At 43.0% G+C, this 25170-nt stretch carries 28 protein-coding genes; 8 read left to right on the top strand and 20 right to left on the bottom strand.

Annotated features, from left to right (window positions below; translation table 11 throughout):
• Positions 1-48 precede the first annotated feature (48 nt).
• From C6344_RS12890 to pta, 7 genes are all read right to left on the bottom strand, one after another.
• Entirely contained in the window at positions 49-444 is a 396-nt protein-coding gene (locus C6344_RS12890; RefSeq protein WP_106071334.1) for an SMI1/KNR4 family protein, read from the bottom strand.
• Between the two features lie 39 nt (positions 445-483).
• Entirely contained in the window at positions 484-846 is a 363-nt protein-coding gene (locus tag C6344_RS12895; RefSeq protein WP_106071476.1) for a hypothetical protein, read from the bottom strand.
• A gap of 343 nt (positions 847-1189) precedes the next feature.
• Complete coding sequence (locus C6344_RS12900) at positions 1190-1585, bottom strand: CDI toxin immunity protein (RefSeq protein ID WP_106072981.1); 396 nt, start codon at positions 1583-1585, stop codon at positions 1190-1192.
• 11 nt (positions 1586-1596) lie between these two features.
• Complete coding sequence (locus C6344_RS12905) at positions 1597-3132, bottom strand: T7SS effector LXG polymorphic toxin (protein WP_106072982.1); 1536 nt, start codon at positions 3130-3132, stop codon at positions 1597-1599.
• 11 nt (positions 3133-3143) lie between these two features.
• Positions 3144-3422 (bottom strand): YwqI/YxiC family protein, encoded by a 279-nt coding sequence (locus C6344_RS12910; RefSeq protein WP_106030627.1) that lies wholly within the window; start codon positions 3420-3422, stop codon positions 3144-3146.
• Positions 3415-3825, bottom strand: a complete 411-nt coding sequence (locus C6344_RS12915; protein ID WP_106030628.1) for a YwqH-like family protein — start codon at positions 3823-3825, stop codon at positions 3415-3417. The genes C6344_RS12910 and C6344_RS12915 overlap by 8 nt, the downstream gene beginning before the upstream one ends.
• Before the next feature lie 186 nt (positions 3826-4011).
• The gene (gene pta / locus C6344_RS12920) at positions 4012-4983 is read right to left on the bottom strand and encodes a phosphate acetyltransferase (RefSeq protein ID WP_034660357.1); all 972 of its coding nucleotides are present in this window, start codon (positions 4981-4983) and stop codon (positions 4012-4014) included.
• Between the two features lie 240 nt (positions 4984-5223).
• Between pta and hemQ the strand changes: the two genes are divergently transcribed.
• Both hemQ and C6344_RS12930 read left to right on the top strand, forming a co-directional pair.
• Entirely contained in the window at positions 5224-5994 is a 771-nt protein-coding gene (hemQ, locus tag C6344_RS12925; protein ID WP_034660358.1) for a hydrogen peroxide-dependent heme synthase, read from the top strand.
• 67 nt (positions 5995-6061) lie between these two features.
• Positions 6062-7222: an MFS transporter gene (locus C6344_RS12930; protein ID WP_106030629.1), complete on the top strand. Its 1161-nt coding sequence runs from the start codon at positions 6062-6064 to the stop codon at positions 7220-7222.
• Positions 7223-7235: 13 nt separating this feature from the next.
• Here C6344_RS12930 and C6344_RS12935 read toward each other — a convergent pair whose 3' ends face one another.
• Positions 7236-7715 carry an Lrp/AsnC family transcriptional regulator gene (locus C6344_RS12935; protein ID WP_041816025.1) on the bottom strand — a complete coding sequence of 160 codons (480 nt, stop codon included), beginning with the start codon at positions 7713-7715 and terminating at the stop codon, positions 7236-7238.
• A gap of 145 nt (positions 7716-7860) precedes the next feature.
• Here C6344_RS12935 and C6344_RS12940 point away from each other — a divergent pair, with 145 nt between their 5' ends.
• The 6 genes from C6344_RS12940 to C6344_RS12965 all read left to right on the top strand — a co-directional run bounded on the left by C6344_RS12940 (position 7861) and on the right by C6344_RS12965 (position 13960).
• A complete protein-coding gene (locus C6344_RS12940) occupies positions 7861-9093 on the top strand; it encodes an MFS transporter (RefSeq protein ID WP_106072983.1) in 1233 nt (410 codons plus the stop codon).
• A 149-nt stretch (positions 9094-9242) separates the two neighbouring features.
• Positions 9243-9845 (top strand): type 2 periplasmic-binding domain-containing protein, encoded by a 603-nt coding sequence (locus tag C6344_RS12945; RefSeq protein WP_060597521.1) that lies wholly within the window; start codon positions 9243-9245, stop codon positions 9843-9845.
• A 1-nt stretch (position 9846) separates the two neighbouring features.
• Positions 9847-10554 (top strand): 3-((4R)-4-hydroxycyclohexa-1,5-dien-1-yl)-2-oxopropanoate isomerase, encoded by a 708-nt coding sequence (gene bacB / locus C6344_RS12950; RefSeq protein ID WP_106038958.1) that lies wholly within the window; start codon positions 9847-9849, stop codon positions 10552-10554.
• A complete protein-coding gene (locus C6344_RS12955; RefSeq protein ID WP_106038957.1) occupies positions 10551-11312 on the top strand; it encodes an SDR family NAD(P)-dependent oxidoreductase in 762 nt (253 codons plus the stop codon). The genes bacB and C6344_RS12955 overlap by 4 nt, the downstream gene beginning before the upstream one ends.
• Before the next feature lie 15 nt (positions 11313-11327).
• Positions 11328-12749: an alanine--anticapsin ligase gene (gene bacD, locus C6344_RS12960; protein WP_106072984.1), complete on the top strand. Its 1422-nt coding sequence runs from the start codon at positions 11328-11330 to the stop codon at positions 12747-12749.
• A 17-nt stretch (positions 12750-12766) separates the two neighbouring features.
• A complete protein-coding gene (locus C6344_RS12965; protein ID WP_189313027.1) occupies positions 12767-13960 on the top strand; it encodes an aminotransferase class I/II-fold pyridoxal phosphate-dependent enzyme in 1194 nt (397 codons plus the stop codon).
• Positions 13961-13973: 13 nt separating this feature from the next.
• Here the strand turns inward: C6344_RS12965 and C6344_RS12970 are convergent, their stop codons facing one another.
• From C6344_RS12970 to C6344_RS13025, 12 genes are all read right to left on the bottom strand, one after another.
• A complete protein-coding gene (locus C6344_RS12970) occupies positions 13974-14765 on the bottom strand; it encodes an SDR family oxidoreductase (RefSeq protein WP_275718509.1) in 792 nt (263 codons plus the stop codon).
• Positions 14766-14868: 103 nt separating this feature from the next.
• The gene (locus C6344_RS12975; protein ID WP_106072986.1) at positions 14869-15324 is read right to left on the bottom strand and encodes a dTDP-4-dehydrorhamnose 3,5-epimerase family protein; all 456 of its coding nucleotides are present in this window, start codon (positions 15322-15324) and stop codon (positions 14869-14871) included.
• Positions 15317-16171 carry a dTDP-4-dehydrorhamnose reductase gene (rfbD, locus tag C6344_RS12980; RefSeq protein ID WP_060597528.1) on the bottom strand — a complete coding sequence of 285 codons (855 nt, stop codon included), beginning with the start codon at positions 16169-16171 and terminating at the stop codon, positions 15317-15319. Before rfbD ends, C6344_RS12975 begins: the two co-directional genes overlap by 8 nt.
• Before the next feature lie 3 nt (positions 16172-16174).
• Positions 16175-17140 (bottom strand): dTDP-glucose 4,6-dehydratase, encoded by a 966-nt coding sequence (rfbB, locus tag C6344_RS12985; RefSeq protein ID WP_106061415.1) that lies wholly within the window; start codon positions 17138-17140, stop codon positions 16175-16177.
• Positions 17137-17877 carry a sugar phosphate nucleotidyltransferase gene (locus C6344_RS12990; RefSeq protein WP_106072987.1) on the bottom strand — a complete coding sequence of 247 codons (741 nt, stop codon included), beginning with the start codon at positions 17875-17877 and terminating at the stop codon, positions 17137-17139. The genes rfbB and C6344_RS12990 overlap by 4 nt, the downstream gene beginning before the upstream one ends.
• Positions 17878-17879: 2 nt before the next feature.
• Entirely contained in the window at positions 17880-18908 is a 1029-nt protein-coding gene (locus C6344_RS12995; protein WP_106061413.1) for a PseG/SpsG family protein, read from the bottom strand.
• Positions 18905-19645, bottom strand: coding sequence for a cytidylyltransferase domain-containing protein (locus C6344_RS13000; RefSeq protein WP_034660381.1), 741 nt, complete (start codon positions 19643-19645; stop codon positions 18905-18907). The genes C6344_RS12995 and C6344_RS13000 overlap by 4 nt, the downstream gene beginning before the upstream one ends.
• A complete protein-coding gene (locus tag C6344_RS13005; protein ID WP_060597531.1) occupies positions 19635-20759 on the bottom strand; it encodes an N-acetylneuraminate synthase family protein in 1125 nt (374 codons plus the stop codon). The genes C6344_RS13000 and C6344_RS13005 overlap by 11 nt, the downstream gene beginning before the upstream one ends.
• Position 20760: 1 nt before the next feature.
• Positions 20761-21636 (bottom strand): GNAT family N-acetyltransferase, encoded by an 876-nt coding sequence (locus C6344_RS13010; protein WP_060597532.1) that lies wholly within the window; start codon positions 21634-21636, stop codon positions 20761-20763.
• The gene (locus C6344_RS13015) at positions 21633-22811 is read right to left on the bottom strand and encodes a DegT/DnrJ/EryC1/StrS family aminotransferase (protein WP_060597533.1); all 1179 of its coding nucleotides are present in this window, start codon (positions 22809-22811) and stop codon (positions 21633-21635) included. The genes C6344_RS13010 and C6344_RS13015 overlap by 4 nt, the downstream gene beginning before the upstream one ends.
• Positions 22812-22832: 21 nt before the next feature.
• A complete protein-coding gene (locus tag C6344_RS13020; RefSeq protein WP_106048066.1) occupies positions 22833-24245 on the bottom strand; it encodes a capsular polysaccharide export protein, LipB/KpsS family in 1413 nt (470 codons plus the stop codon).
• 6 nt (positions 24246-24251) lie between these two features.
• Positions 24252-25022 carry a glycosyltransferase family 2 protein gene (locus tag C6344_RS13025; protein WP_066031799.1) on the bottom strand — a complete coding sequence of 257 codons (771 nt, stop codon included), beginning with the start codon at positions 25020-25022 and terminating at the stop codon, positions 24252-24254.
• Positions 25023-25170: the final 148 nt, after the last annotated feature.

A 25170-nucleotide genomic window follows, 5' to 3' on the forward strand; every position in this document is an offset into this window, starting at 1 on the left:
GGCAGCGATCAATGTGTTCCAAGGCAAATCGATCATCTCCTTTATGGATCATGTTTCTATGATACAGCCATCACTTACCCATTTCATCAAGTTTTCGGTCATCATCTCCGCATGCTGAGGGTCCATTATACCAGCATCGACGATCCATACTTTTTTCTCTTCTTCAGCCTGCTGCATGAGAAATACTTGCCCGCCGCCATCGTCGCCAATCGCCACAAAGCCGTATGCATAATGATGGACTTCCCACGTTGCATTGCGTTCGACAATGTCCTCAGTCCCGTATAGAAGCAGCTCACCACCAATGGATAACCCATTGGTATGTTTCAGTAAGGCTTTATAGGCATGAGGCAAAATCATGTTGAGTTGGAATTCTGCCTCTTTGATGTGTTTGTCAGTTGCTGGTTCGTTTATGTGACTATTTGGGTTTTGAGAGAAATTGATCATGTTTGAGAGCCTCCTATACTTTTAAGACTTCACCTTCTACTAATAAATATCTAATCGTTGGCAATTAAAACTTATAAAATCGCCTTCATTTATATCTCCTGGTATATTGTAATCCAATTCTAATAAAAGTCCGCCTACTCTCACTTTTTCATCACGCTTATCAATTAATTGTCCTAAGAAACTATAGCTAAAATTATCATCTAATTTTTCAATTCTAAACTCTGACAATTCAGCTTTCACTAGGTCTGACACATCTAAACAATAAATAGGCTCTAATAGTTCATTTTCTTCAAGGTAATTTAATGGTTGAGCAAAACACATTATTTCCAGTTCGCCATCTATTACGATCACTTCAGCTTCTGAGGCTTCTTGTGAAATCCAGTTTATTTTTTTATTTTCAATACAATCACCCTTTTTTACTTCTTTGTTTTTATCCCTAAACTTGGTGCTTTTCAGAAAGTTTTTCAGCACAGAGTAAGTTAAAATGCTTTTAGTAAGTCAAATAGTGATGATTGGCTGTGGGTCGGATTGATTAGCAAAGAAAAAAGCAAAACCAGATTTAGTATTCAAACTTAGAATGACTGTCACAGAAACATTTCAAAAAAGCACAAGCTTACATCAAAGATTATTTAACATTGCATCAAATAAAGTAGAAAAAGAAAGAATATCTTTTTTACTAACAATAATAAACATTTAAAAACCCTCAAAGAGAATCAAATTAATTCTTTTTGAGGGTTCATCAATGCTATTTTAATCCTACTTTTACTTCACCATCATGAAAGATTTCAATAACATATCCAGAAGATGGGGAAAAAATCCACGTATCAAAACTGACAGCTGTAACATCATCTATAGCTTCAAATACTTTATCTAAAGCAGATTGAATAATTGGCAATGTCCCTTCATCCCAAATTACATAAACAATATCACTGTACTCATTCAGTTTTTGATTTAAAAAGGATCGTATTTCATCGAATGTATTCACTTGCTCATAAGAAGATATTTTCTTCCATTCAATTTGCCCCCAATCAGTAAATGGAAAAGAATTTTCAAAATCATTTAATATTTGCTCTCTATTATCTTCATATAAAATATGTACATCCTCACCTAGTGCCTCAATACACTCATCTAATAAACTCATCTAAAATCTCCTTATCTATTCAAATGTTTTAATAAAGATTTAAAAGTGTTTTCATTACCCTCAAATGGAATAGCAATCTTTCGGGCATTCGCCCCTTTACCATTACGAAAATCTTCAATATTTATATGTGGTCCCTTTTTAGGGTCATAATCTAATCTCCATCTTACTTTTCCGTCAGCGGACTGTCTCCCAACAACTTTACCATATCCAGCACTCGACTTAAGCGTACCTGTATATGGTTGTGAATTGGGTCCTAGGTCTCCAACTATGTCTACTGTTTTATTTCTAGCTTGTTCATATGTTTTAACTTTATCTAATAATTGTTCTCCTTTTCCAATACCCTTTGCTGTCTTCTCAACCCTCTTAGCTACTTTCTCCCCTTTAATAATCTTAAAAACATATTTCCCCACTTTAACAATGTTGGTGCTTGGAACCATGTACACCCCTGATACCAAACGATCCATATCCGCGACTTTATCACCTGTTACAGGATCTCTTCCTGTAATCGCTCGAATGGCGTCGTTTATTCCTGTAAATTCAACCGCTGTATTTAAGATGTTTTGGGGTTGATCGCCTGTTTTTACATCTGACATCGGTTTAACGCTCTCAATTGTTACTTTGTTCTTTTCAGATATTCGTAACCGATACAGCATTCCGTCTCGCATGACCTCAACCGTTTTGGCATTTTCGAAGTTGATCTTTTTGTACTCATTTATATGATATACTTTTCCATTTAAGGTCACGGTCGTTTGATTGATTTTACTAGACGGCTTTTCGTGGACAACCGTCTCCACATTCGCCCGTTCTTTCTCACTCAGTTTCTTCAGCATGAGCGTCATTGGATTGTCTTTCGGGTTATCTATTTTGTCATTCAATCCACTGATGGTGCTGCTTATTTTTTCTTCTTTTCCATTTTTGAAAATAGACCCTTTTTGATAGGTGGTGATGTCGATTTTTGGGCCGGTGAACATGGTGCTTAACGTGTTGATGTATTGCTTCATTGTTTGAAGGGCGCTTTTTGTTTCTTGTAAAGCGCTTGTCTGCTCTCTGTCAAATGCATGAAGCAGACCAATGGTTCTTGAGGTCTCGAGCCATGCCTTTTGATAGTTTTGCTGAAAAGCTGATTCGTCTACATTTGGCAAATGAACAATATGACTAATGCTACCGATGGCATGGTTTACATCTGTTACAATCTCGGATATCGTGCGCTCTGCTTTTTTTAGTCCTTGATCTAGTTCGTGTTCAATAAATGATTGTGAGATCAAGCCGTGCTGATTTGATTCAAGAGCATGAAGCGCCTGTTTTGTGTTTTTCAGCGCAGTGCTGTATTCCTCAATGACGATCTGAAAGAATTGCAGGAAGGGAATATGACATTCTGTATAAAAGGTGCGGATGGCTTGTCCCGCCTCTCCCTTTAGTGCACCATCGAGTGAAATGATATGATGAATTTGTTTTTCTAAAGAGCTGATTTGTTGTGATTGCTGCTTTAATATATTCAGCGTTTGGTCAATTCCGTTTATTAGCGCAAAGGCGTCAAGGGTTTTCATTGCGTTCTCCTTTATTTTCTTTTACTGCTGGAGGCAAGCGCCTTGTCCGTTTCAATCATGGTGTTCACCGCTTGTTCTGTTTGTACAAGCTGTTTCTGAAGAATGCCTATGTAGGATGTACTTAATTCGTTCAACTGTTGGTTGATTTTTTCTAATGTGTCTGCTGCCAGGAGCTGGTTTCTCCCTTTGATGGTTGTTGGAAGTTTTGCATTCATTTGAGCGCCTGATTGTTTGGCCTGTTGTAAAACTCGATTGATTTCACTGGCATCTATTTTGATTTCTCTACTCATGTGACTTCCCTCTTTTTTCTTCCAATTGTTTCTGCTTTTCTTTCTCTATTTTTCTTTCAACGGAATGGATCTCATGTTCTAACGAATGGATCTCCGATTTTAGGTCACTGATTTTCTCATCAATTCGATTCACTAAATTGGTCAGCTGTACACCTTTTATCTCTTGACTGGCAGATGCCATCTCGTCTCGAATGTCATCAAACGTATCTGCAAGACGGCCAAACCATGTATGTGATGTCAGATCAGGATGAGTGATTTTCTTGTTAGCATCTGCCAGAGCCGATTTTGCTTCTTTTATTTCTTTTCGACACATGTTGAGTTCTATGATTTGTTCTTTTTTTATGGATATGTCTGCCTTTAACGAATACAAGGCTGTTGTATAACCGATGATAGCTCCAGACATCGTCAAACACCTCTATTCCTCAAATAGTCCTCCGTTATGTTACCATTTCCTAGCACAAGAGGCATATGATTGAAAACGAATTCAACGAAAAATGAATCGTAGGTATTGGGTTTTTATACCTATTTCACACGCGCAAAAAAAGCTAGCTTCGTGTGAAAACGAAACTAGCTTTTTTGATCGTTACTATTATCGTGCTTGAGCTGCTGTGATGAGCGCAAGGTTGTAAACGTCTTCGGCATTACAGCCTCTTGAAAGATCGTTTACTGGCTGGTTTAAGCCTTGTAAGATTGGACCTACAGCTTCAAAGTTACCTAAGCGCTGTGCAATTTTGTAGCCGATGTTTCCAGCTTCTAGGCTAGGGAAAACAAATACGCTCGCATCGCCTTTGATGACGGAATCTGGCGCTTTTTTCGCTGCTACTGAAGGAACGAAAGCTGCATCGAATTGGAATTCTCCATCAAGTACAAGCTCAGGTGCCTTTTCTTTTGCAATGCGAACTGCTTCAGATACTTTTTCTGTTTCGTCTGATTTTGCTGAGCCTTTTGTAGAGAAGCTAAGCATTGCCACACGTGGTTCGATGTCGAACATTTTGGCTGTGTTTGCACTTTCGATCGCAATTTCAGCTAGATCTTGGCTGTCTGGTGCAATGTTGATTGCACAATCAGCAAACACATATTGCTCTTCGCCGCGAGCCATGATGAAGACGCCAGATGTTTTCTTTACGCCTTCTTTTGTTTTAATGATTTGAAGTGCTGGGCGCACTGTGTCAGCAGTTGAGTGTGCTGCACCGCTCACAAGTCCGTCTGCAAGACCTTTATATACAAGCATTGTACCGAAGTAGTTTTCATCTAGTAATGCTTTTCTTGCCTGCTCTTCTGTTGCTTTGCCTTTACGTCTTTCTACGAAAGCTTGTACAAGCTCTTCAAAACCTTCATATGTATGAGGATCATACACATCAACACCATCAAGTGTAAGACCTAATTCTTTTGCTTTTGCTTCAACTTCTTGTTTTTTACCTACAACAATTGGCTGCAATACTTTGCCATCTGCTAGTTTTTGAACGGCTGTTAGAATGCGTTCGTCCATTCCCTCAGGAAAAACGATCTTTACTCCTTTACCTGCAACCTTTTCCTGAACTGTTGAAAAAATATCTGCCACTTATATACCCTCCTTGATTTTACAAAAAAAGCGTTCTCTTTTAAGCATACTCTTCTTCTACATAAATTCAAACTACCAACTTACATTATAGCGCTTACAAATTAAATTCTTATTTTTCAAACTAATTTAACCAATTTCCATAAAAGTTGTTTTCGTCGTTCAAGTTTTGATCACATCTTCATTTGGACAAACTATGTTATAGTTGGAACAGATGGAAAACTGTAAATAGGAGTGAAATAAATGAGCGAACAACATACAACCAATGAAGCAGCTCAAACACTGGACGGCTGGTATGCACTGCATGATTTTAGAACCTTTGACTGGACAGCTTGGAAGCTGCTGACAAGTGATGAGCGCCAAGCGATTCTTCATGAATTCACAGGTCTATTAGAAAAATGGAAAACAGCTGAGCACGATAAGGCGGGAAGCCAAACAATCTATAGTATTGTCGGCCAAAAAGCAGATATTATGCTCATGATTTTGCGTCCAACCATGGAAGAACTGGGTGAAATTGAACTTGAATTCAACAAGACACGACTAGCAGAGTTTACGATCCCAGCTTATTCGTACGTTTCAGTTGTGGAACTCAGCAACTACTTAGCTGGAGGCGGAGATGGCGGAGATCCTTATGAGAACCCGCATGTACGTGCGCGTCTATACCCTGAGCTCCCTTCTTCTCAATACGTGTGCTTCTATCCAATGGATAAAAGACGTTCTGGCAATGACAACTGGTACATGCTCTCTATGGATGAGCGTAAATCACTCATGAGAAGCCACGGCTTAATTGGCCGCAGTTATGCTGGGAAAGTAAAACAGATCATTACAGGCTCCGTCGGTTTTGATGATTATGAGTGGGGCGTCACTCTTTTCGCTGACGATGTGCTTCAATTTAAAAAATTGGTTTATGAAATGCGCTTTGATGAAGTCAGTGCACGCTACGGCGAATTTGGTTCCTTCTTTGTCGGAAACCGATTAGCAAACGAGCAGCTGGCGTCTTATTTTCATGTATGATAAACTCTTAAGGCTTCGGATCTTTCCGAAGCCTTTTTATGTATTTTTTTAGAAAGGTGATCACATCATGAAAAACTTCCCCATCGCTATTTTTGCTTTAACGCTCGGTGCGTTTTCGATTGGCATGACTGAATTTGTCATTATGGGACTTTTGCCAAACGTCGCAAATGATCTCCATGTATCTATTTCTGCTTCAGGGCAGCTGATTACTGGATATGCACTTGGTGTCGCAGTTGGCGGACCTATTTTAACATTATCAACTGGGAAAATGTCGAGGAAACGTCTTCTCATTCTATTAATGATCCTGTTCGTGGCGGGAAATGCTGTTGCCGCTGTATCGACCACTTACGGTCTATTAATGGCCGCACGTATTTTGACGTCATTTGCTCATGGAACCTTCTTTGGCGTCGGAGCCATAATGGCTGCGCGGCTTGTGCCTAAGGAGAAAAGTGCAAGTGCGATCAGCTTCATGTTTACAGGACTGACGGTCGCCAATGTACTGGGTGTGCCGTTTGGTACCTTCATCGGAAATCAATTCGGCTGGCGTATGTCGTTTCTTGTTATTGCCGTCATTGGGCTCATTTCCTTAATCGGTATCATCAGCTTAGTACCCAATCAATCGAAGGAAGAAGTACTGGATATTCGAAATGAAGTGTCTGTTTTGAAAAAGCCACAGGTACTCGTTTCTTTTGCAATGACGATCTTTGGTTTTGCAGGTGTGTTTACCGCCTTTACGTATATCAGCCCGATCCTGCTGCAAGTGACTGGTTTTCAGGAAAATGGGGTGACGCTCATCCTTGTTCTCTTCGGGCTTGGGGTGACCATCGGGAATTTAGTTGGCGGAAAGCTTGCCGATTGGAAGCTGATGCCGAGTATTATGGTGACACTGATCCTGCTGATGGCTGTCCTGTTATTGTTTACAATCACTTCCGAATTCAAAGTACCTGCTGTGCTGACCATTTTTGTTTGGGGAATCATTTCATTTATTCTTGTTCCTACCTTGCAATACCGCACGATGAACATGGCACATGAAGCACCGACACTCGCATCGACGCTTAGTCATTCTGCCTTTAATATTGGGAATGCTGGCGGTGCAGCGCTTGGCGGTCTCGCCATCGAACTGACACATTTACAGCTTGTTCCGTTATTTGCTGCAGCTGTAACCTTCATTGGGCTCATCATTACGATTATGAGCTATCAGTCAGATAGACGAACAAAAAGGACCTGAGTCAGGTCCTTTTTTATTTCATCACGGTCATTTCTGGCTCTTCTATTTGTTTCACACGTTCCTGAACTGGATGGGAAAAGGAGTGCTCGGATAAGACGATATGAGATACGGTTTTTGTAAACCCAGACACTGCCTGAATAAAGGCTTCAATTTCTTCAAGAGAAGCGACTGACAGCTTAATGAAAAAGCATGACTGTCCTGCCACTCGATAAGCAAAAAAAGCGCGTGGGTGCTGATTCATAAAAGCCACAAAACGTTGATACTCCCCGTTTAGCACTGTGACTTCCAGCAGGCAGTCAATCATAAGCCCTAATTTTTTATAGTTAACCTGAACCGAATACCCTTCAATAATTCCTGCATCCTCTAATTTACGTACTCTTTCTGCTACCGCAGGTGCGGATAAATTGACTCGTTTGGACAATTCCCTCATAGACAAGCGGGCATCTTCTTTCAATTCATTTAAAATATGCACATCAACATCGGTGATTTTCATTCGTACCTCTCCTATCCGAAAGTCGTTCCATTTGAAAAGTATTTTATGATAATACTTATGATTCGAAATGTAAAATAAAACTAAATAATGGTAGAATTTATTTTAACGGAATTGAATGAAAAAGCAAGTATGGAGGGATCACCTGATGAAAGAATCTTTAGACAGCAAGGCTTCTAAAACGTTTCCCATCACACTTGCCATCGCGCTCACACTTGGTGTCTTTGCGGCGGGATCGGAAGAACTGGTGATTTCACCACTGCTGCCTGATTTATCAAACTCCTTTCAGCACTCTCTTGATATTCTCGCCCTTTCCATCAGCATTTATGGGTTAGCTGTGCTGGTTGGAGCCCCGCTGCTGGTTCCTTTAGGGGACCGGTATTCAAGGGAACTGTGTTTGATCATCGGGCTTTCTTTCTTTTTGATTGGAACCGTGATGTGTGCGGCTGCCCCGAATTTGGCAGTGTTTTTTGCCGGCCGTGCCATTTCTGGGCTGGCGACCGGTGTATTTGTGCCAACAGCCTATGCTCTTGTAGGCGACCGGGTTCCTTACGAATATCGAGGCAAAGTGATGGGGCTCATTGTGTCGAGCTGGTCTCTTTCTCTTGTCCTTGGTGTACCAATTGGCGCCTTCATCGGGCAGAGTTTAAACTGGCGATGGACCTTTTGGATTTTCGCCATCATGAGTCTCATTGTCCTGCTGCTCGTCATCCTTGAATCTCGTAAACAAACCGCCACAGCGAATACAGGAGCACCTCAAGCTAGGGAGAAAGCTGGCTCTATATGGGGCGCTTTGAAAATTGATCGTGTCCCCGCCTATTTGACCGTGACATTTTGTAATATGCTTGGATTTTATGGCATGTACTCGTTTTTAGGAGCGTATTTGCAAAGTTTGTTTTCTGGAGGGCAATCGACGGCAGGACTTCTGATCATGGCTTACGGCGTCGGTTTTTCCATGAGTGTATTTACAGGGAAATTAGCAGACTGGTTTGGCAAAACTCGTTCTCTTTTCTTTGTGCTGGGCGGCATTACGCTCGTTCTCGCCTTACTTCCTTATGCTCCTTTCTCATGGACATTGCTGATTTTTGCCCTATTTATTTGGGGTGCCATGCAAAGTTTATCCGTCACGCTTTTGAGCACTGTTCTAAGTGACTGCTCCCAAACCCACCGAGGCAAAGTGATGGCTTTTTACAGTCTTGCGTCCAACCTTGCCGTTATGCTTGGTTCCGCACTTATGGGACCTGTCTATGTCCATTTCGGCTATCATACGGTAGGGCTTGTATGTGCACTCGTTACGCTTGTTGGTTTTCTTATTAGCTTCGCCAGCTATAAACGTGAACGAACCTTACAGCAGAAACATAAAAACACATTTGAAACGTAAGCTCATTTCACTGCACATCTCGGTATGTGCAGTTTTTTAGATCAATTTTTAATATCATCATAAAATACATTTTTTATAAATTTTGTTGACAATTGCCAATTTTATTTTTTATAATCTAGTAAAAATTTGAAAAAGATTGGATGGTAAACATGATCTTAAAGAATGATGTTTTTCATTTCAAAGAAGAGCCCATCGTTTCACCTAAGATGTTTACAGTCAATACACTAGGCCCTGAGGGGACAAGCAGTGAATATGCAGCAAAACATTTCATCTCTCATTCCACCACTACACTCGGCACTCATACGAAACTATCCCTTTACGACACGTTCGAAACTTGCATTGAACATACTCTCTCTAACGCACTCCAATACACTCTCGTTCCACACGCATACGAAGGAATCAAACACTTCTACATGAGACCTGACCTGCAGCTTTTACAAATTTTCAGATGTGACACACCCATGTATGGTTTGGCTGTCAGACCAGATTTCCCATTTCAAGAACAAATGCTCCACCATTTAAAAATTGTCTCTCACCCTGCACCTGTCAATTTGATTCAATATTTCATTCACCAAAATGCTGAATTTGAGCTAGTCAATTCGACAAGTACTGCCGCAAAAAAAGTAAGAGACGGCGAATTTGATTTCGCTTTAACTAATGAGGTAGCCAGAGCCACATACGGCCTCACCTTCATTCGAACGTTTAAAAGCATCCCAATGAGCTGGTCCATATTCGGAAAAGGAGAGATATAATATGCAAACTGAACAAAAGACGCAAGAACGATATTTTCCTCAAGCCAAAAAAGTAGAATGGGAGAATGGTGTCACACAATATTCCACGGTCAGAGGTGATACGGAAGTGTTAATTTCATACGTCCCTCCTCACACGATCATAGAACCTCACGAGCATCCCGAAGCACAAATCGGCATCGTATTAAAAGGCGAGCTTCAAATGACGGTCGGCCCATCGACCCAATTGCTCACCCCTTTAGAATCAGCCTATATCGCACCACCTTTTGTCCCTCACGGCGCATCTAACCTGACAGATGAGGAAGCGATCGCCATTGATATTAAGAGATTAAAAGATGGCGAGGAATATACGGCTCCTCCTACTTATTTCTTAGATATTTTCAAAACACGGGATTTACTCCCTGGCATGGAAGTCACCTTTTTTGTTGAGGATTGGATGGAGCTCATGATTGCCAACATTCCTGGAAATGGCGGTGAAATGCCTTTTCATAAACACCGCAATGAACAAATCGGCATTTGCATCAGCGGAGGTTATGATATGACCATTGAAGGCTTTACAGAGAAAATGGCATTTGGCACCACTTATTTCTGTGATCCAAAGGAAGATCATGGTGCGATAAATCCAAAGCCGGAAGCATCAAAGTCTATTAATCTCTTCTTCCCTCCCCGCTATAATCGGTTGAAGCCAAAAGCGTCTAAGGTGAAGAAATGAACCTCGACGGAAAAGTCGTCCTGATTACAGGAGGTGCATCAGGGATTGGGCTTGCCGCAGTCAAGCTTTTCCTTAAGCATGGAGCAAAAGTAGCAGTGGCTGACATCAATGAACAGAGCGGCAAACAACTCGTCGAATCATTGCCGCACGAGCATCTTGCGTTTTTCAAAACAGATATTACGAATGAGTCTGACTGTCAAAAAACCGTTCAGTTCGTGCTGAACCGTTTTGGAACAATTGATGTTTTGATTAACAATGCAGGCATCGAAATTGTCTCCCCCGTTCACGAGATGACGCTGGAGGATTGGAACCACATTTTACAGGTCAACCTGACGGGTGTATTTCTTATGAGTAAGCATGCATTGCCGCATATGCTTGAAAAGAAAAGCGGAAGTATTATCAATACAGGATCTGTCGGGGGTCTTGTCGGCTGGCCTGACATCCCTGCATATAACGCAACAAAGGGCGGTGTCATCCAGCTAACCAAATCCATGGCGGTCGACTATGCCGCCCATCAAATCAGGGTGAACTGTATCGCCCCGGGCATTATTGATACGCCATTAAATGAAAAATCCTTTTTAGACAATCATTCAGAAAGTCTTGAGGTTGTCAAAAAAGAAAAAGCAAAGGTGAACCCATTACTTCGTCTCGGAAAACCCGAAGAAATTGCGGGCGTCATGCTGTTTCTCGCCTCTGATCTATCCAGTTATATGACTGGAAGTGTTGTCACAGCAGATGGCGGTTACACCGCTAGATAAAAAGGAGTGCTTTCATTGAGTAAAAAAACCGTACTTGTCATTGCTGATCTGGGAGGATGCCCGCCCCATATGTTTTACGAAAGCGTGGCTGCATCGTATCATATCGTTTCTTATATCCCGAGACCCTTTGCTATTACAAAGGGACACGCTGAGCTAATCGAAAAATACTCCATTGCCGTCATCAAAGATCGAGATTATTTTGACACAAACCCTTCTTTTGAACACCCAAATTCTATTTACTGGGCACATGACGATTATCTGAAATCCGAGGAAGAGGTGGTGGACGACCTAGTTCGTGTGGCTTCCTTTTTCAAAGCGGATGCGATCACCACCAATAATGAATTATTCATTGCACCAATGGCAAAAGCAGCTGAGCGTCTTGGACTGCGCGGCGCTGGGGTAAAGGCAGCTGAATTAGCGCGTGATAAAAGTCAAATGAGGGCTGCATTCAACGCGGCTGGGGTCAAAGCAGTAAAAACTCAGCCTGTCACTACTTTAGCTGATTTCCAGCAAGCCATTGAACATATCGGGACACCGCTTATTTTAAAGCCTACATACTTAGCAAGCTCCATTGGCGTGACCCTTTTTCATGACCGAGCCGGCAGTGATGATCTCTTTTTAAACGTACAATCCTATTTGCAAACCATTCCCGTTCCAAACGCTGTGACGTATGAAGCTCCGTTTGTCGCTGAAACATACTTAGAGGGTGCTTACGAGGATTGGTATCAAGAGGACGGCTACGCTGATTATGTCAGTGTTGAAGGGTTAGTCGTTGAGGGTGAATATATCCCTTTTGTCATTCATGATAAGACCCCTCAAATCGGTTTTACAGAAACGGCTCATATTACTCCGTCGATCCTAGACAATGAAGCCCAGCAACTCATCATTGAGGCAGCAAAGAAGGCAAATGAAGGGCTAGGTCTTGAAAACTGTGCCACTCATACAGAGATCAAGCTCATGAAAAATCGAGAAACCGGATTAATCGAATCAGCAGCTAGATTTGCTGGCTGGAATATGATTCCGAATATCAAAAAGGTCTTTGGGGTAGATATGGCCAAGCTGTTGATTGATGTATTAGTCGATGGAAAAAAGGCTGATTTGCCAAAAGAACTGCTTTCTGGACATACGCATTATTTAGCAGACTGTCATTTATACCCTCAGCATTTCAAAGAGAGCGGACACATTCCGCCTGAGGTCACACATATCACCATTGATCATGTTCATATTCCGCAGGACACTTTAGTTGGAGATACTGTCATCATCAGTGAATCCGTCCCACCTAAAGGAACCTTTGTGGATCTATCTTTATTCGAAGCATTTAATGGCATCGTGTCTCTTGAATTAAAAGGGTCGTCTTCTCAGGATGTTGCCGCATCCATCCGTAACATTCAGAAGCAGGCAACCATTCAGTTAATGGATGAACTAGTGAAGGGATAGAAAGAGAGGGTAACGTGGTGAAGATCTTACCATCTAACATGATTGAACGGCTGCCAGAACAAAAATTTGGAACCGTATTTGAGAAAATTGCACATAAAACACAAAACGGAGCGAACATTGTGAACCTTGGTCAGGGAAATCCCGATCTTCCTACTCCTGCCCATATTGTGAGTGCCCTTCAAGAGGCAGCAGGCACTTTGCAATTTCAGCAATATGCTCCTTTTAGAGGCTTTGACTTTTTCAAGCAAGCCATTGCAGATTTCTACAGAAAGGAATTCGGCATTGAGGTTGACCCGCAGAAGGAGATTGCCCTTTTCAATGGAGGGAAAACAGGCCTTTATGTGATAAGTCAGTGCCTGCTTGATCCAGGGGACATTGCCCTCGTCCCCGATCCTGGATACCCAGAATATCATTCAGGCATCTTGATGGCGGACGCAAAGCCATACTGCATCCGACTGGAAGAGGAAAATGGCTATTTGCCGAATTTCCCGTCAATTGATCCAGACGTGTTAAAAAAGGCAAAGGTTCTTTTCTTAAATTATCCGAATAACCCTACAGGTGCTGTGGCAAGTGAAGCATTTTTTGAAGAGGCTGCGGAATTTGCCTCAGCTCACGGTCTGCATGTGATTCATGATTTTGCCTATGGTTCATTTCATTATGAGCAAAAACCAGTAAGCTTTCTAAAAGCACCTCTTGGAAAAAAAGTAGGCGTGGAATTATATTCTTTATCCAAAACATTCAATATGGCAGGATGGAGAGTCGCTTTTGCTGTAGGGAATGAGGACATCATTCATGCCATAAACGCCTTCCAAGATCATGTGTTTGTCAGTATGTATGGCGGATTTCAACAAGCCGCCACCATTGCCTTACAAAGTGATGACTGTCATATTCAATCCTTGAAAGAAGTCTACCTTGAACGAATGAATTTCTTCATCCGTCAAGCGGAGAAGCAGCTTGGCTGGACCATTGAACGTCCAGCCGGCGCCTTTTATTTATGGGCTTCGATCCCTGATGATTTCGAGGATTCTCATGCTTTTGCCGACTATTTACTCGAGCATGCAGATGTCGTCGTGACGCCTGGGGGTGTATTTGGAGCACATGGAAGACGTCATGTCCGCATCTCAATGGTGGCGCCAATTGAACAGCTTGCCCTTTTTATCGATCGGCTCCATATACTGCCGATTCGCTTTCATCAAAAAACCCGCATATAGCGGGTTTTTCATGTTATATACTTTTCATTGAACCACCATCGACGGATATTTGCTGTCCTGTGACATAGGAGGCTTCCTCTGATGCGATAAAAGCGGCCAATGAAGCCATTTCACTCGCTGAACCTACTCTTTGCATCGGGATTCCTGACGCAACAGCCTGTACAGCTTCTTCCCGTGATAATCCCTGTTGACGCATCATGTTTCCGATAAATTGTTCATACCGATCTGTAGCAATAAATCCTGGGTTTAAACAATTCACTGTGATCCCTGAAGGCGCAAGCTGTGTGGCTGCATTTTTACTAGCATTGATAATCGCTGCATTCATCATACTGTTCGTAAACATTTGGTCACCAGGTTCCTTCCAGAGGTTCCCGACAATTTGAATGATCCGGCCGTATTCATGTCTTTTCATCATCGCTGCCGCACGTTTCATCGTATCAATGTACGCAATGGCTTTCTGAGAAAATGCTGCCAGCATCTGCTCGCTTTCACATGAATCAAAAGTATCTGGCTTCCCTCCTGGAATGTTATTAATCAACACATCCAGTCTGCCAAACTCTTTTTCTATTGCCGCAAAGGCCTCAGCCCGCACTCCTTCATGCGACATATCGCCACAGAAAAGAGACACCGGCTCTTTTGTTTCTGCCATACGCCCAATGTGCTGCTGCGCATCTTCTAGTGAGGATTGATTTCTAGAATTGATGATGACCTTTACATGGTCCTGGGCGGCAAGCTTTATGGCGATTGCCTTTCCAATCCCTGTACTTGCCCCTGTGACAAATGCAATTCTTTTAGACAAACTCATCCACATCCCTTTTCTACTCAACTTAGTAAAAATACATAAAATGACACATATAGAATGTATTTCAACAAAAAAAGACCTTTCTCCTGCGAAAGGCCTCTGTTCTTTATTTAAATGTCGTTTCCCAATCAAATCCGATCGTCTCGTCATTCCAAGCGATTCTCTTTTCATCTGGGTTTTTCGGGTCATAAGATTCTGTCGTGAAATAGACAATTTGCAGCGGCGTCTCGCCTAGTACTCGGTATCCATGTGCGACACCCTTTGGGATGAGGAGCAGCATTGGATTGTCTTCCCCCATATAATACACGTCGGTTTGACCCTTTGTAGGAGAATCCTCACGTAAATCGTATAAAACGACTTGGGCATGACCTGCTGGGAAAAACCAAACGTCGTCTTGCTTTTCATGATAATGAAAGGCTTTAATCACTCCTGGAAAGCTTTTCGACCACGATGCCTGCCCAAAGCGTTTCAGCATCGGCTCATCATCTCGAATGAGCTCTGCAAAAAAGCCGCGATCATCACAATGTTTCATGAGTCTTTTCGTTTGTACACCATCAATCATGCTGATGCCATCTCCCTTCTTTCTGCAAATATTCGTGAAGTGCATCCTTCCAATGTCTTGGTTGCCAGCCTGTGGCTTCAATCGCTTGAAGGTCTAACACAGAATAGGCTGGACGAGGCGTTTGGAAGCCGTACTCTTCCGTGGAAATTGGCTCAATGGTCGTAGACAGGCCGCTTTTTGCGACAATTTCTGACGCAAAGTCAAACCAGGAACAGCTGTCTCGGTTACTGACATGGTAAATCCCTGCCTTCTGATCAAACAAATGAATGATTGCCTCTGCGACATCCTTTGTATAAGTAGGTGATCCTACTTGATCGTTCACGATGCGCAAATGATCCTTTGTTTCTGCGAGCCTAAGAATGGTATTCACAAAGTTATGTCCCTCATGTCCGTATAGCCACGATGTACGGATGATTTTCACTTCGTCTGACACGAGATGAATCAATTCCTCACCAAGCTTTTTACTTTTTCCATAAATGGTTTGAGGATCTGCTTGTGCATCGACTTGGTAAGGGCTGTCTGCTTGCCCGTCAAATACATAATCTGTACTGACATGTAACACATCAGCCCCCACGTTCTTTGCCTCCAGCGCTGTATAATAGGCGCCAATGCCATTGACAAGATACGCCTTTTCCGTTTCTGTTTCACATTGATCAACAGATGTATATGCTGCTGCACTGACAACAATATCAGGCTGAAAGTGTCTCATTGCGTGTCTGACTGCTTGCTGGTCTGCGATATTGAGCATACTCCTCGTTAAGGCAATGACGGTGATATCTTTTTCCTTGAGCTGTCTGCTCAATTCTTTCCCTAGTTGCCCGCCTGCACCGGTGATTAAAACTTTCATCCGTCACCCTTCTTCGCTCTGATCAAATTTGGCACAATACCAATTGATCGTTTTTTCAATACCTGCTTCAAATGACGTCTCCTGCGTCCAGCCGAGCTCCCGTTTTAGCTTACTGGCATCAATGGCATACCGTCTGTCATGCCCTTTTCGATCTTGAACAAACGCAATACGGTCATGACTGATCCCGAGCTGCGTCAGAATGGTCTTGGTCAAATCGAGATTCGTTTTCTCGTTGCCGCCGCCAATATTGTACACCTGCCCAGCTGTTCCGCTTTCAAGGACCTGCTTTACAGCTCTCGCATGATCCTCTACATACAGCCAATCGCGAATCTGCTGGCCGTCTCCATAAATCGGGATGTTTTCACCATTGATCGCTTTCCTAATAATAGTCGGTATTAATTTTTCTTCATGCTGATACGGTCCGTAGTTGTTGCTGCATCGTGTGATCATCGCGGGTAATTGGTGAGTGTGGATATAAGATTTCACAAGCAGGTCTGAACTCGCCTTGCTTGCTGAATAAGGATTATTCGGTGAAAGTGGTGTTAGTTCTGTGAAAGCAGGATCATCCAGCTCCAAATCTCCATATACTTCGTCTGTTGAAATATGAATGAGTTTTTTCGCCTTTCCTTTTAAGACTGCCTCCAGCATACGATAGGTGCCGAGCACATTGGTTTGAATAAAGGGCTCAGCCGATTCAATACTGCGATCAACATGGGATTCCGCTGCAAAATGAATGATGGCATCATAGACTTCATCAAATGCTTGATCCAACTCATGCTGAAGGGTGATATCCCCTTGAATAAAACGAAAATGAGACAGCTTTAATAATTCATCCATCTCCTCTGGATGACTGGCATATGTTAACTTGTCAAAAACAGTGAGCCGGACATCGGTTTCCTGAAGCAGCAGCTTCACAAAATTTAGTCCAATAAATCCCGCTCCGCCTGTAATTAAATAAGACTTCGTCATTCGTATCCCTCTTTTTTCTTCATCGTTTCAAACATTTTCGTAGATGCTTGGTGGAGAGATTCATGTGTTCCTGCATCAATCCACCACCCTTTTAACATATCATAGGTCAGCTGGCTATTTGAGATATAGAGATTGTTTACATCTGTAATCTCTAATTCGCCTCGATCTGACGGCGAGATTTTCTCTATATATTGAAAGACTTCTTGATCATAAAAATAGATGCCTGTGACGCAGTAAGATGAACGCGGATGCTCCGGTTTTTCCTCAATTGATAATATCCGGTGGTGAGCGGCATCAATTTCTGCAATGCCAAACCGCTTTGGATCTGCCACTTCTTTCAACAGAACCTTCGCTCCGCTTTCTTGCTGCTGAAAGGCTTCAACAAAAGGGCTTAGCGAATCCTCAAATACATTATCACCTAGCATCAGCACAAATTTCTCCTCTTCTACAAAGGGCTTTGCATAGGATAAACCGTCCGAAATTCCAGAAGCTTCAGGCTGTACCTGATAGACAATGTTCATCCCGAATTCCTGATCGCCTTCAAGTAGCTTTTGAAACAGCGGGATTTGTTCTTCTTGTGATATGACCATCACATCTAAAATCCCTGCTTCTTTCAGTTTGAACAAAGACCAATAAATCATTGGATATGGACCAACCGGCAATAAATGTTTATTGAAAATCTTCGTTAAAGGTGCCAGTCGTGATCCCTTTCCTCCTGCTAAAATAACTCCCTTCACATCTACACATCCTTATGTTCTTTTTGGTGATGATTCATGAGGTGTATAAGAATGTCTTTCACTCGTTCGGTTCCTTTTCCATCAATGAGTGACCGTCCATTGAGATGAATGCTCCTGCGGAGAAAGTAACTGGCGGATAGTCTTCGAGCAGCACGCCATATATCCTTTTCATCCACAAGGTCACCTAATCCAAGATGGTGGCAGGCTCCCTTTTGTGCAAAACGAGTGGCTGTCACTGCTTGGTGGTCTACTTGCGAAAGGACAATGCTGGGCACCCCGATACAAACTGCCTCATATAACGTCATCCCGCCAGCAACAATCGCCAGATCGGCTTCTGCAAGACGGGCAGGTAATTGATCCGTATGGCGAATGAATTGAATATGCGCAGCCTCGATTTGTTCTTCGATGCGAGAGGCTTTTCCTGTAACCGCTAGAATGTGTAAATGGCCAGCTTCGAAGAGTGCTGATACAGCCTTTGATAACAATCCGCCTGGATCACTGCCTCCAAGGCTGATAACCACCTTTTTGCATTCTTTTCGAACCTCATATGTGTCTTTTAATCTGCTGATCTCGTGATCTAACAATAAATAAGGTGTTCCATAAAAATAGTCCGTTCCATTTACTTGCAGACGCTTTTCGTCCAGACCACCATAAATGCCGTTCACGACAGCATCAGCAAGCTGGCAGGCTTCTGCTCTTTCTTCTTCAAATAAGACCAGCCTTGCAGAGGCGGAGGACGCTTTGATCGATCGAAGAAACTGGAGGTCACAATCAAGCACATCAATCAGCAGAAGATCAGGATTCAGCTCTTTTATGTCCTGCTCCATTTGAAGGAATACGTTTGGTTCCTGCACTAAATGAACGTGCCAAGCTGGATGCGAGAGCATTTCTACACAAATCTGTTCATTTGTATAGAAATATAAGTCGTTTCCTTCTTGAAACAATTCTTTTGCCAGCCGTCTCATTCTGGCGACATGCCCCATCCCTCTTAAAAAACCACCGTACACAACAATCATGATTTTTTTATTCATTCAGCATCCTTCTGTCTCACAAATTGATTCAACCGAACAATATCAGGATCTTGTTCACAAATGGAGATAAGCTCAGCCGTAGGCACAGCAATAGATCCACCAGCTTTCTCAAGTAAACGGGTGGCAAATACATAATCTTCTTCTGTATCAATCGTGAATCGATAAGCAGGATATGCGAGTTCTTTGGGCGGTGTGAATAATTGCAGTTGAAATCGCTCAGGATGCTTTCGGATATACAGCGTCACATGCTCACGCTCCGGCTGCGTAAGGGGAAAATTGTCGATTTCACGTAAAATTGATGCGTCGATCATTTCCCCGGAAATACCGAGTGGCGTTCCAGTCGTATACGTGTAATCAGCCTTCTTCTGTCTATGTTCTTCAACCATTTTCGACAAAAGCGCTGGATCTATAAATGGATTATCTCCCGTTAAACGGACAATGGTTTGCGGTTCAAAATGACGGACAATCTGCGCAAATCGCTGCAGTACATCTATCTCACTACCGCGAAATACCTTATAGCCCTTTGATAAACAATATTGAGCCAACAGATCATCCTCTGCCTCGACTGTTGTGGCAATCATGAGGTTCTGGGTTTTGTGATTGTAATGATCTGATTGCTTTACCCGTTCAACAATGAAATCGATCAGTGCCATACCGCCGATCGGTTTCATCACCTTTTTTGGCAGTCTTGTTGAGCCCATTCTAGCTTGTATGACAAAGAGCACATCATTGATCATGCTCGGACTCCTGCATGAGCACATCTTTCCACGAAACGCCTGTATGGGCTGGGATGTCTCTCACAGCCTTGGCGCCAAGTAAAATCTCCATGTACCGCGGATGCAGACCTTGGCTTTTTTGTCCTGGACGTAATACGGCTAGGTTTTGTGCTGTCAAAGTCTCGCCCTTTGCAATACCTTTTGTTGTAAAAATCCCTCGATACGCAAATTTACGAATCTGCCCTTCAATGGCTGTTGTCGTTTTATAAGAACTGCCAAGAATCTCCTCTGACAGAGGATGAGCGTCTTCTTCTGATTGATTTCGGTCCTTTTCCGCCGCTCGAATATGCTGAACCATTTCCTTTAATTCCTCTGGATCAAGTGCAAAGGAATGATCGGCCCCAGGCAGCGTCTTATCTACCGTGAAATGTTTTTCAATCATGGCTGCCCCAAGCTTCACAGCGGCAACAGGGGCTTCAGTTGGATGCTCACTATGATCAGAAAAGCCAATGACTGCCTCAGGAAAAGCCGAGGCTAAAGTTTGAAGCACACGTAGATTCGTGTAAGCTCTAGGTGCTGGATACTTTGCTACGCAATGCATAATAGCGACTTGATGGTTTTGCTCGCTTGTAATTGCCTCATATGCTTCATGAACATCTGCAATAGTGGCTCCGGCTGTTGAAAAAATGATGGGCTTTTGAAAAGAAGCCGTGTGACGCAAAAGAGGCAAATGATTGATTTCATAGGATGCCAGTTTGAAAGCCGGCGGATCGGTTTGATTCAATAGATCCGCAGATTCTTCGTCACACACTGTGCTTAAAAACATCAGCCCTTTTTCCTCACAGCGCGTCAATAAAGCTGGCAGCCATTCTGGCGGCAGCTCCATTTGTTCGACTAAAGAAAAAATGGATACCTCTTCTCCCTTGGCTGTTTCGTATAAACCCGGTTCCTTTTGATACATCCGATCAGCTTGAAACATTTGAAACTTCACTGCATCGGCACCTGCTTCTTTTGCCACATCAATTAAAGCAAGCGCCTGATCCAGCTTTCCATCATGGTTAATGCCTGCCTCTGCAATGATAAAAACAGGCGCACCATCCCCCACTTTGCGATCTCCAATATAGAAATGCGCCATCTTATCTCTCTCCTTTTTTCGGCCATACATGGTAATACAAGAAGGCATTTGTTGTTCTAAAGCCCGTCTTTTCGTACAGCTGAATGGCGGTTGTGTTATGCAGCTGTGTTCCGGCAGAAATAAAACGATGCCCTCTCTCATAAGAGACCTTCATCATCTCGATAAACAGTTTTTTCCCGATCCCTTTTCCTTGTACATCCGGTCTAATCGCAAACAGCTCAAGCGCCATTTCATCGCCCTTGGTCATCCCTTGTATCAAGCCCACGACTTCATCGTTCACCTTTGCCACGAGATTGATATCTGCACGTCCGAGCAAATTGTTTCTCATCCATTCTTGATAGAAATGCTGGACGACATTCTGGTCTAAAAATGGATCGAGTGCATACCGGCTTTTCACAAAAGCCTGATGACCAAGTGAAACCGCCTCATCGTATTCCTTTTCATCCGGCAGACTTATCACCACATCTTCACCTGTTGATGGCATCTCCATGTGAACAGGCGGCGCCTCAAGCCGAGTGAGACCGCCCACATAGTACACATGTGACAGCCTTTGGACGATCCGGTTTTTTTCAAGATCAGCCGCTTCAAGACGTAAAAAGAAAAAATCGCATTTTTCTGTTCTCATCCAATTGATGAAGCGCTCCATCAATTCTTGAAAAGCAGATGATGACTCAGCTTCCGCAAACTTCACATGAAAAATATGCTGATCAAATATGCCGCTTTCCCATTTTGACCAGTCGAATAACAGCACCGCTTTGAGCTGGGCGCCACTGACAAGACCAAACTGCTTGAAGCCTTTCATTTGTTCAGCTTTCTGGCCGTATTTCTCCAGCCAAGCGGACAGCACCTGATCGTCTATTGCATGAACGGTCTTCATGAAGATGCCTTCTGTTCTTTTAAAATAGACAGCACCGCGGTGATGACATCCTGCACATCTTCATCTGTCATACTTGGATAAAGAGGCAGTGAGAGAGTCCGCTTGTAGTAAGCGAGTGACTTAGGGAAATCCTCTGGTGAATAGTGATAGGTTTGTTGATAGTATGGATGCAAATGAACAGGGATAAAGTGAACACTCGTGCCGATTTTATACTCCTTTTGCAGCTGATCAATCAGCTCATCGCGTGTGATGAATGCTTCTTTTGGATCCACTTGCAGTACATACAAATGCCATGCATGTCTTCCCTCATGATGGACAGGCGGCAGAATCAGCCCTGCTTCTTTTTGAAAAGCCTGATTGTATGCTTTCGCAATTTGTTCTCTCCGCGCCTGCATATCATCCAGACGGCTTAGCTGGACAAGCCCTAACGATGCCTGCACATCAAACATGTTCATTTTATAGCCAGGTTCCTCGACCTCGTAGTACCATGTTCCTTTTTCTCCATAACGATTCCATGCTCCCTTGCTCATCCCATGGAGTGCTAGTCTTCTGATCCGAGCGGCAAGCGCATCATCGTTTGTCGTCAGCATGCCGCCTTCTCCAGTCGCTATGTTTTTCGTCGCATAAAAACTAAAGGCAGTCGCATCACCAATCGCTCCAATGGGCTGGCCATGGTACGTTGTATACAGAGCATGAGCGGCATCCTCGAGCACAAATAGATCGTACTTTTTGGCAATGGCTAAAATCCGGTCCATATCGCACGACTGACCAGCAAAATGAACAGGGACAATCGCTTTTGTATGTGGTGTAATCGCCGCTTCTAGTTTCTCTGCATCGAGATTGAGAGTCGCTGGGTCAATATCGACAAATACAGGTGCTGCCCCTGTGTGAATGATCGTATTGGCTGTTGCGCAGAATGTCAGAGGCGTTGTAATCACCTCATCCCCATTCCCAATCCCTCTAGCCTTTAAGGCTAAAAATAAAGCAGCCGTACATGAATTGACAGCGATCGCATGTTTTGCACCGGTCAGCTGCCGAAACTCTTCTTCAAACTGTCTTACTTTTGGTCCGGTTGACAGCCAGCCGGATTTTAATGTTCCAATGACTTCGTCAATTTCTTCCTGCTCAATCAACGGCAGGGCATAAGGAAGAAATTGCGCTCTCTTTTTTTCCATATCGCTTGCACACCCCTATCTTCATCTCTGAAAATCCACACCTGTTTTTGTTTTAAGCAGAGAAAGCAGAACATCGGTCGATCGCGCATGCGGATAATGTTGTTTAATGAATTGAGCTCCTTGCTGCTTTGCCAGCTTCATCTCTTGATCATCCGACAAAATACGAATGGCTTTCTCAGCCAGTTCAACAGGGTTTTCCATATGATAGCTGCCAAGCGACTCGTAATAAGGGTATCTTCTGCCTTCTGTCATTTTCCCGATCAGCACACTCTTTTCAAAGAGCATTGCTTCAAGACCGACGGTTGATGTGAGCGTAATGACCATATCCATATATGGCAGCAGGTCATATAAGTCGATTTCTTTTTTAATCAATCTCACATGATTTCCAGCTCGTTCAATGGACACATACTCATTTAATCGGTTTCGGGCAATTTCCCACGGATGCGGCTTCATGATCAACTGAATGTCTTTCCGTTTTGCAATCGTTTTAAGAACATCACCATAGAAGGCTTCTGAGAACGGCTGCGTTGCCACAAGCACGGTCTTTTTGGCAGGATTGAAGTTCAATTTACGAAAGATGAGTTCCTGTTGAAGCGGCGTTCGATCCTTCACCAAATCAAACCTCGGATGACCTGTGATCTCCACCTGTTCCGGCTGACAGCCTTTGTCTACATACCAGTCCTTTTCATACTTTCCAAACACCCCATGGCACGTCGTGAAAATCGGCAAAAAGGCTTCGTCTCCCATAAGTGCGCCGTGCTGAAGACAGATACTCGTGAGCTGGCGTTTCATTGTTTGCAGTGCCAGTACGCGACTGTAAGCATCCTCCGTCGTCCCCACAATGACGGCTGCAATTGGCTCCATCTGAAATAGAACTTCTGTCTGGTCAATCACATCAATAAATTGCACAATGTCCTTCCGAAGCTTTTCTCTAAAAAAGACATTGCCAAAGACGGGGTGCTTTGCGTAAGGTTTAAGGAGAGCATTTGCTTTTTCAATATATTCAGCATGGGCTTCTTTATTAACCTCTCCGGCTAATTCCGGCTTGCTGATGACAGGTAAACCGAAATAATCTGCCTTCTTCCAGCGAGCGAGCACCACCGTTTGACTCGGATGGAACCGCGTGTAATTTTGTTCAGTAAAACGCAGATGTTCAAAGTGAAGCAATACCTTTCCATTCGCCGGACGATAAGCAATTCGCTTGATCTGCTGCTTATGTTGATCAAAAAATGGCTGAATCTCTTCCGGCAATGGACAATCGGTTGTCAATTCTTGACCGAATGCTTCATCCTCCATGCGTTCCCTTACTTCAGGACTGATATATTGATAGAAATTGCTGATCAACCCAAGAGGAATTTGTTTATAGGACAAATCCTTCATGAGATTCACATACTCAAAGTACACCTGCCAATAATGATGAATATAGTGCGACACTTCAGGTCACCTCCCATGTCTTTGTTTTAATATGTGGCGGAGCTCCCAGCAGGTAGACTGCTCAGGAAGTGCTTGAATAAAGGCACTTTTCTCTTCTTCTGCCAGCTGATAGTGAATCGACTGTTCTGTGATGTAATTTGTATCTAAAACTTCATCAAAGGGATAGAACGGATAAAAATGATTTAATCGAAAAAAGAACCGGGCATCTCCTATTCGATAAAAATGCGGACTCTCGTCCCAGTAAGACCCAAATTCAGCTTGAATCTTTGATAAAATAGATGCACGATGAACGACCGAGCAATGATCTATGGCACAGGGTGCATTCCATTGCACCGTTTGCGCAGGTCGAATCGTTTCCTTTACTGGCTCTTTTTTGCTATTTAAATAGATTACTTTCGATGCAGAATAGACAATATCCTCACCTGGTCGTGCATCTAGATAATGAGTGAGCTTCTCTAAACGGTCCGGGGCATAGACATTGTCATCTGTGGCATAGGAAATATACTCGCCCTTTGCCAGTTCTAATGCTTGATTAATCAGGACGGCGTATCGGGTTTTCACTGTTCTCTCCTCCAGCGATTTGACACCGCTTTGGATAAAATGAACACGGGGATCTTTGCGAAAGGGCTCAATCGCAGCAAGGGTTTTTTCGTTTGAACCATCATCCATGATAAATAGTTCAAAGTCTGAAAGCGTCTGCTGCAAGACCGCTTCAATCGATCTGCCGACGTAAGCCGCCTTGTTGTAGCTCGTCATAATGACAGTTACTTTTGTCAAAGTTTTCACCTCGGTCTCTTTCAAACTATGTTTATCATATGTGTCTCCTCTTAAAGAGACTGTAGAGTGACCTATTTTTTATAAAATTGTATTTTTTTATTGATCTATCTTTGAAAAACGCGAACTTTTTGGTAATATAAGTAATCAT

It is taken from the genome of Bacillus sp. GBSW19 (assembly GCF_002998655.1).
In the GTDB taxonomy this organism is placed as follows: domain Bacteria; phylum Bacillota; class Bacilli; order Bacillales; family Bacillaceae; genus Bacillus.

Bases quoted from the DNA above. Each gene is read 5' to 3' on its own strand.
- C6344_RS12975 (WP_106072986.1), bottom strand. From the start codon at position 15,324: ATGATTGATGGTGTACAAACGAAAAGACTCATGAAACATTGTGATGAT.
- rfbB (WP_106061415.1), bottom strand. From the start codon at position 17,140: ATGACGAAGTCTTATTTAATTACAGGCGGAGCGGGATTTATTGGACTA.
- rfbD (WP_060597528.1), bottom strand. From the start codon at position 16,171: ATGAAAGTTTTAATCACCGGTGCAGGCGGGCAACTAGGGAAAGAATTG.
- C6344_RS12910 (WP_106030627.1), bottom strand. From the start codon at position 3,422: ATGAGTAGAGAAATCAAAATAGATGCCAGTGAAATCAATCGAGTTTTA.
- bacB (WP_106038958.1), top strand. From the start codon at position 9,847: ATGCAAACTGAACAAAAGACGCAAGAACGATATTTTCCTCAAGCCAAA.
- C6344_RS13005 (WP_060597531.1), bottom strand. From the start codon at position 20,759: ATGGCGCATTTCTATATTGGAGATCGCAAAGTGGGGGATGGTGCGCCT.
- C6344_RS12945 (WP_060597521.1), top strand. From the start codon at position 9,243: ATGATCTTAAAGAATGATGTTTTTCATTTCAAAGAAGAGCCCATCGTT.
- hemQ (WP_034660358.1), top strand. From the start codon at position 5,224: ATGAGCGAACAACATACAACCAATGAAGCAGCTCAAACACTGGACGGC.
- C6344_RS13000 (WP_034660381.1), bottom strand. From the start codon at position 19,645: ATGATCAATGATGTGCTCTTTGTCATACAAGCTAGAATGGGCTCAACA.
- C6344_RS12995 (WP_106061413.1), bottom strand. From the start codon at position 18,908: ATGAATAAAAAAATCATGATTGTTGTGTACGGTGGTTTTTTAAGAGGG.
- C6344_RS12935 (WP_041816025.1), bottom strand. From the start codon at position 7,715: ATGAAAATCACCGATGTTGATGTGCATATTTTAAATGAATTGAAAGAA.
- C6344_RS12930 (WP_106030629.1), top strand. From the start codon at position 6,062: ATGAAAAACTTCCCCATCGCTATTTTTGCTTTAACGCTCGGTGCGTTT.
- C6344_RS12955 (WP_106038957.1), top strand. From the start codon at position 10,551: ATGAACCTCGACGGAAAAGTCGTCCTGATTACAGGAGGTGCATCAGGG.
- C6344_RS12940 (WP_106072983.1), top strand. From the start codon at position 7,861: ATGAAAGAATCTTTAGACAGCAAGGCTTCTAAAACGTTTCCCATCACA.
- C6344_RS13015 (WP_060597533.1), bottom strand. From the start codon at position 22,811: ATGGAAAAAAAGAGAGCGCAATTTCTTCCTTATGCCCTGCCGTTGATT.
- C6344_RS13010 (WP_060597532.1), bottom strand. From the start codon at position 21,636: ATGAAGACCGTTCATGCAATAGACGATCAGGTGCTGTCCGCTTGGCTG.
- C6344_RS12900 (WP_106072981.1), bottom strand. From the start codon at position 1,585: ATGAGTTTATTAGATGAGTGTATTGAGGCACTAGGTGAGGATGTACAT.
- C6344_RS12905 (WP_106072982.1), bottom strand. From the start codon at position 3,132: ATGAAAACCCTTGACGCCTTTGCGCTAATAAACGGAATTGACCAAACG.
- C6344_RS12890 (WP_106071334.1), bottom strand. From the start codon at position 444: ATGATCAATTTCTCTCAAAACCCAAATAGTCACATAAACGAACCAGCA.
- C6344_RS12915 (WP_106030628.1), bottom strand. From the start codon at position 3,825: ATGTCTGGAGCTATCATCGGTTATACAACAGCCTTGTATTCGTTAAAG.
- C6344_RS12970 (WP_275718509.1), bottom strand. From the start codon at position 14,765: ATGAGTTTGTCTAAAAGAATTGCATTTGTCACAGGGGCAAGTACAGGG.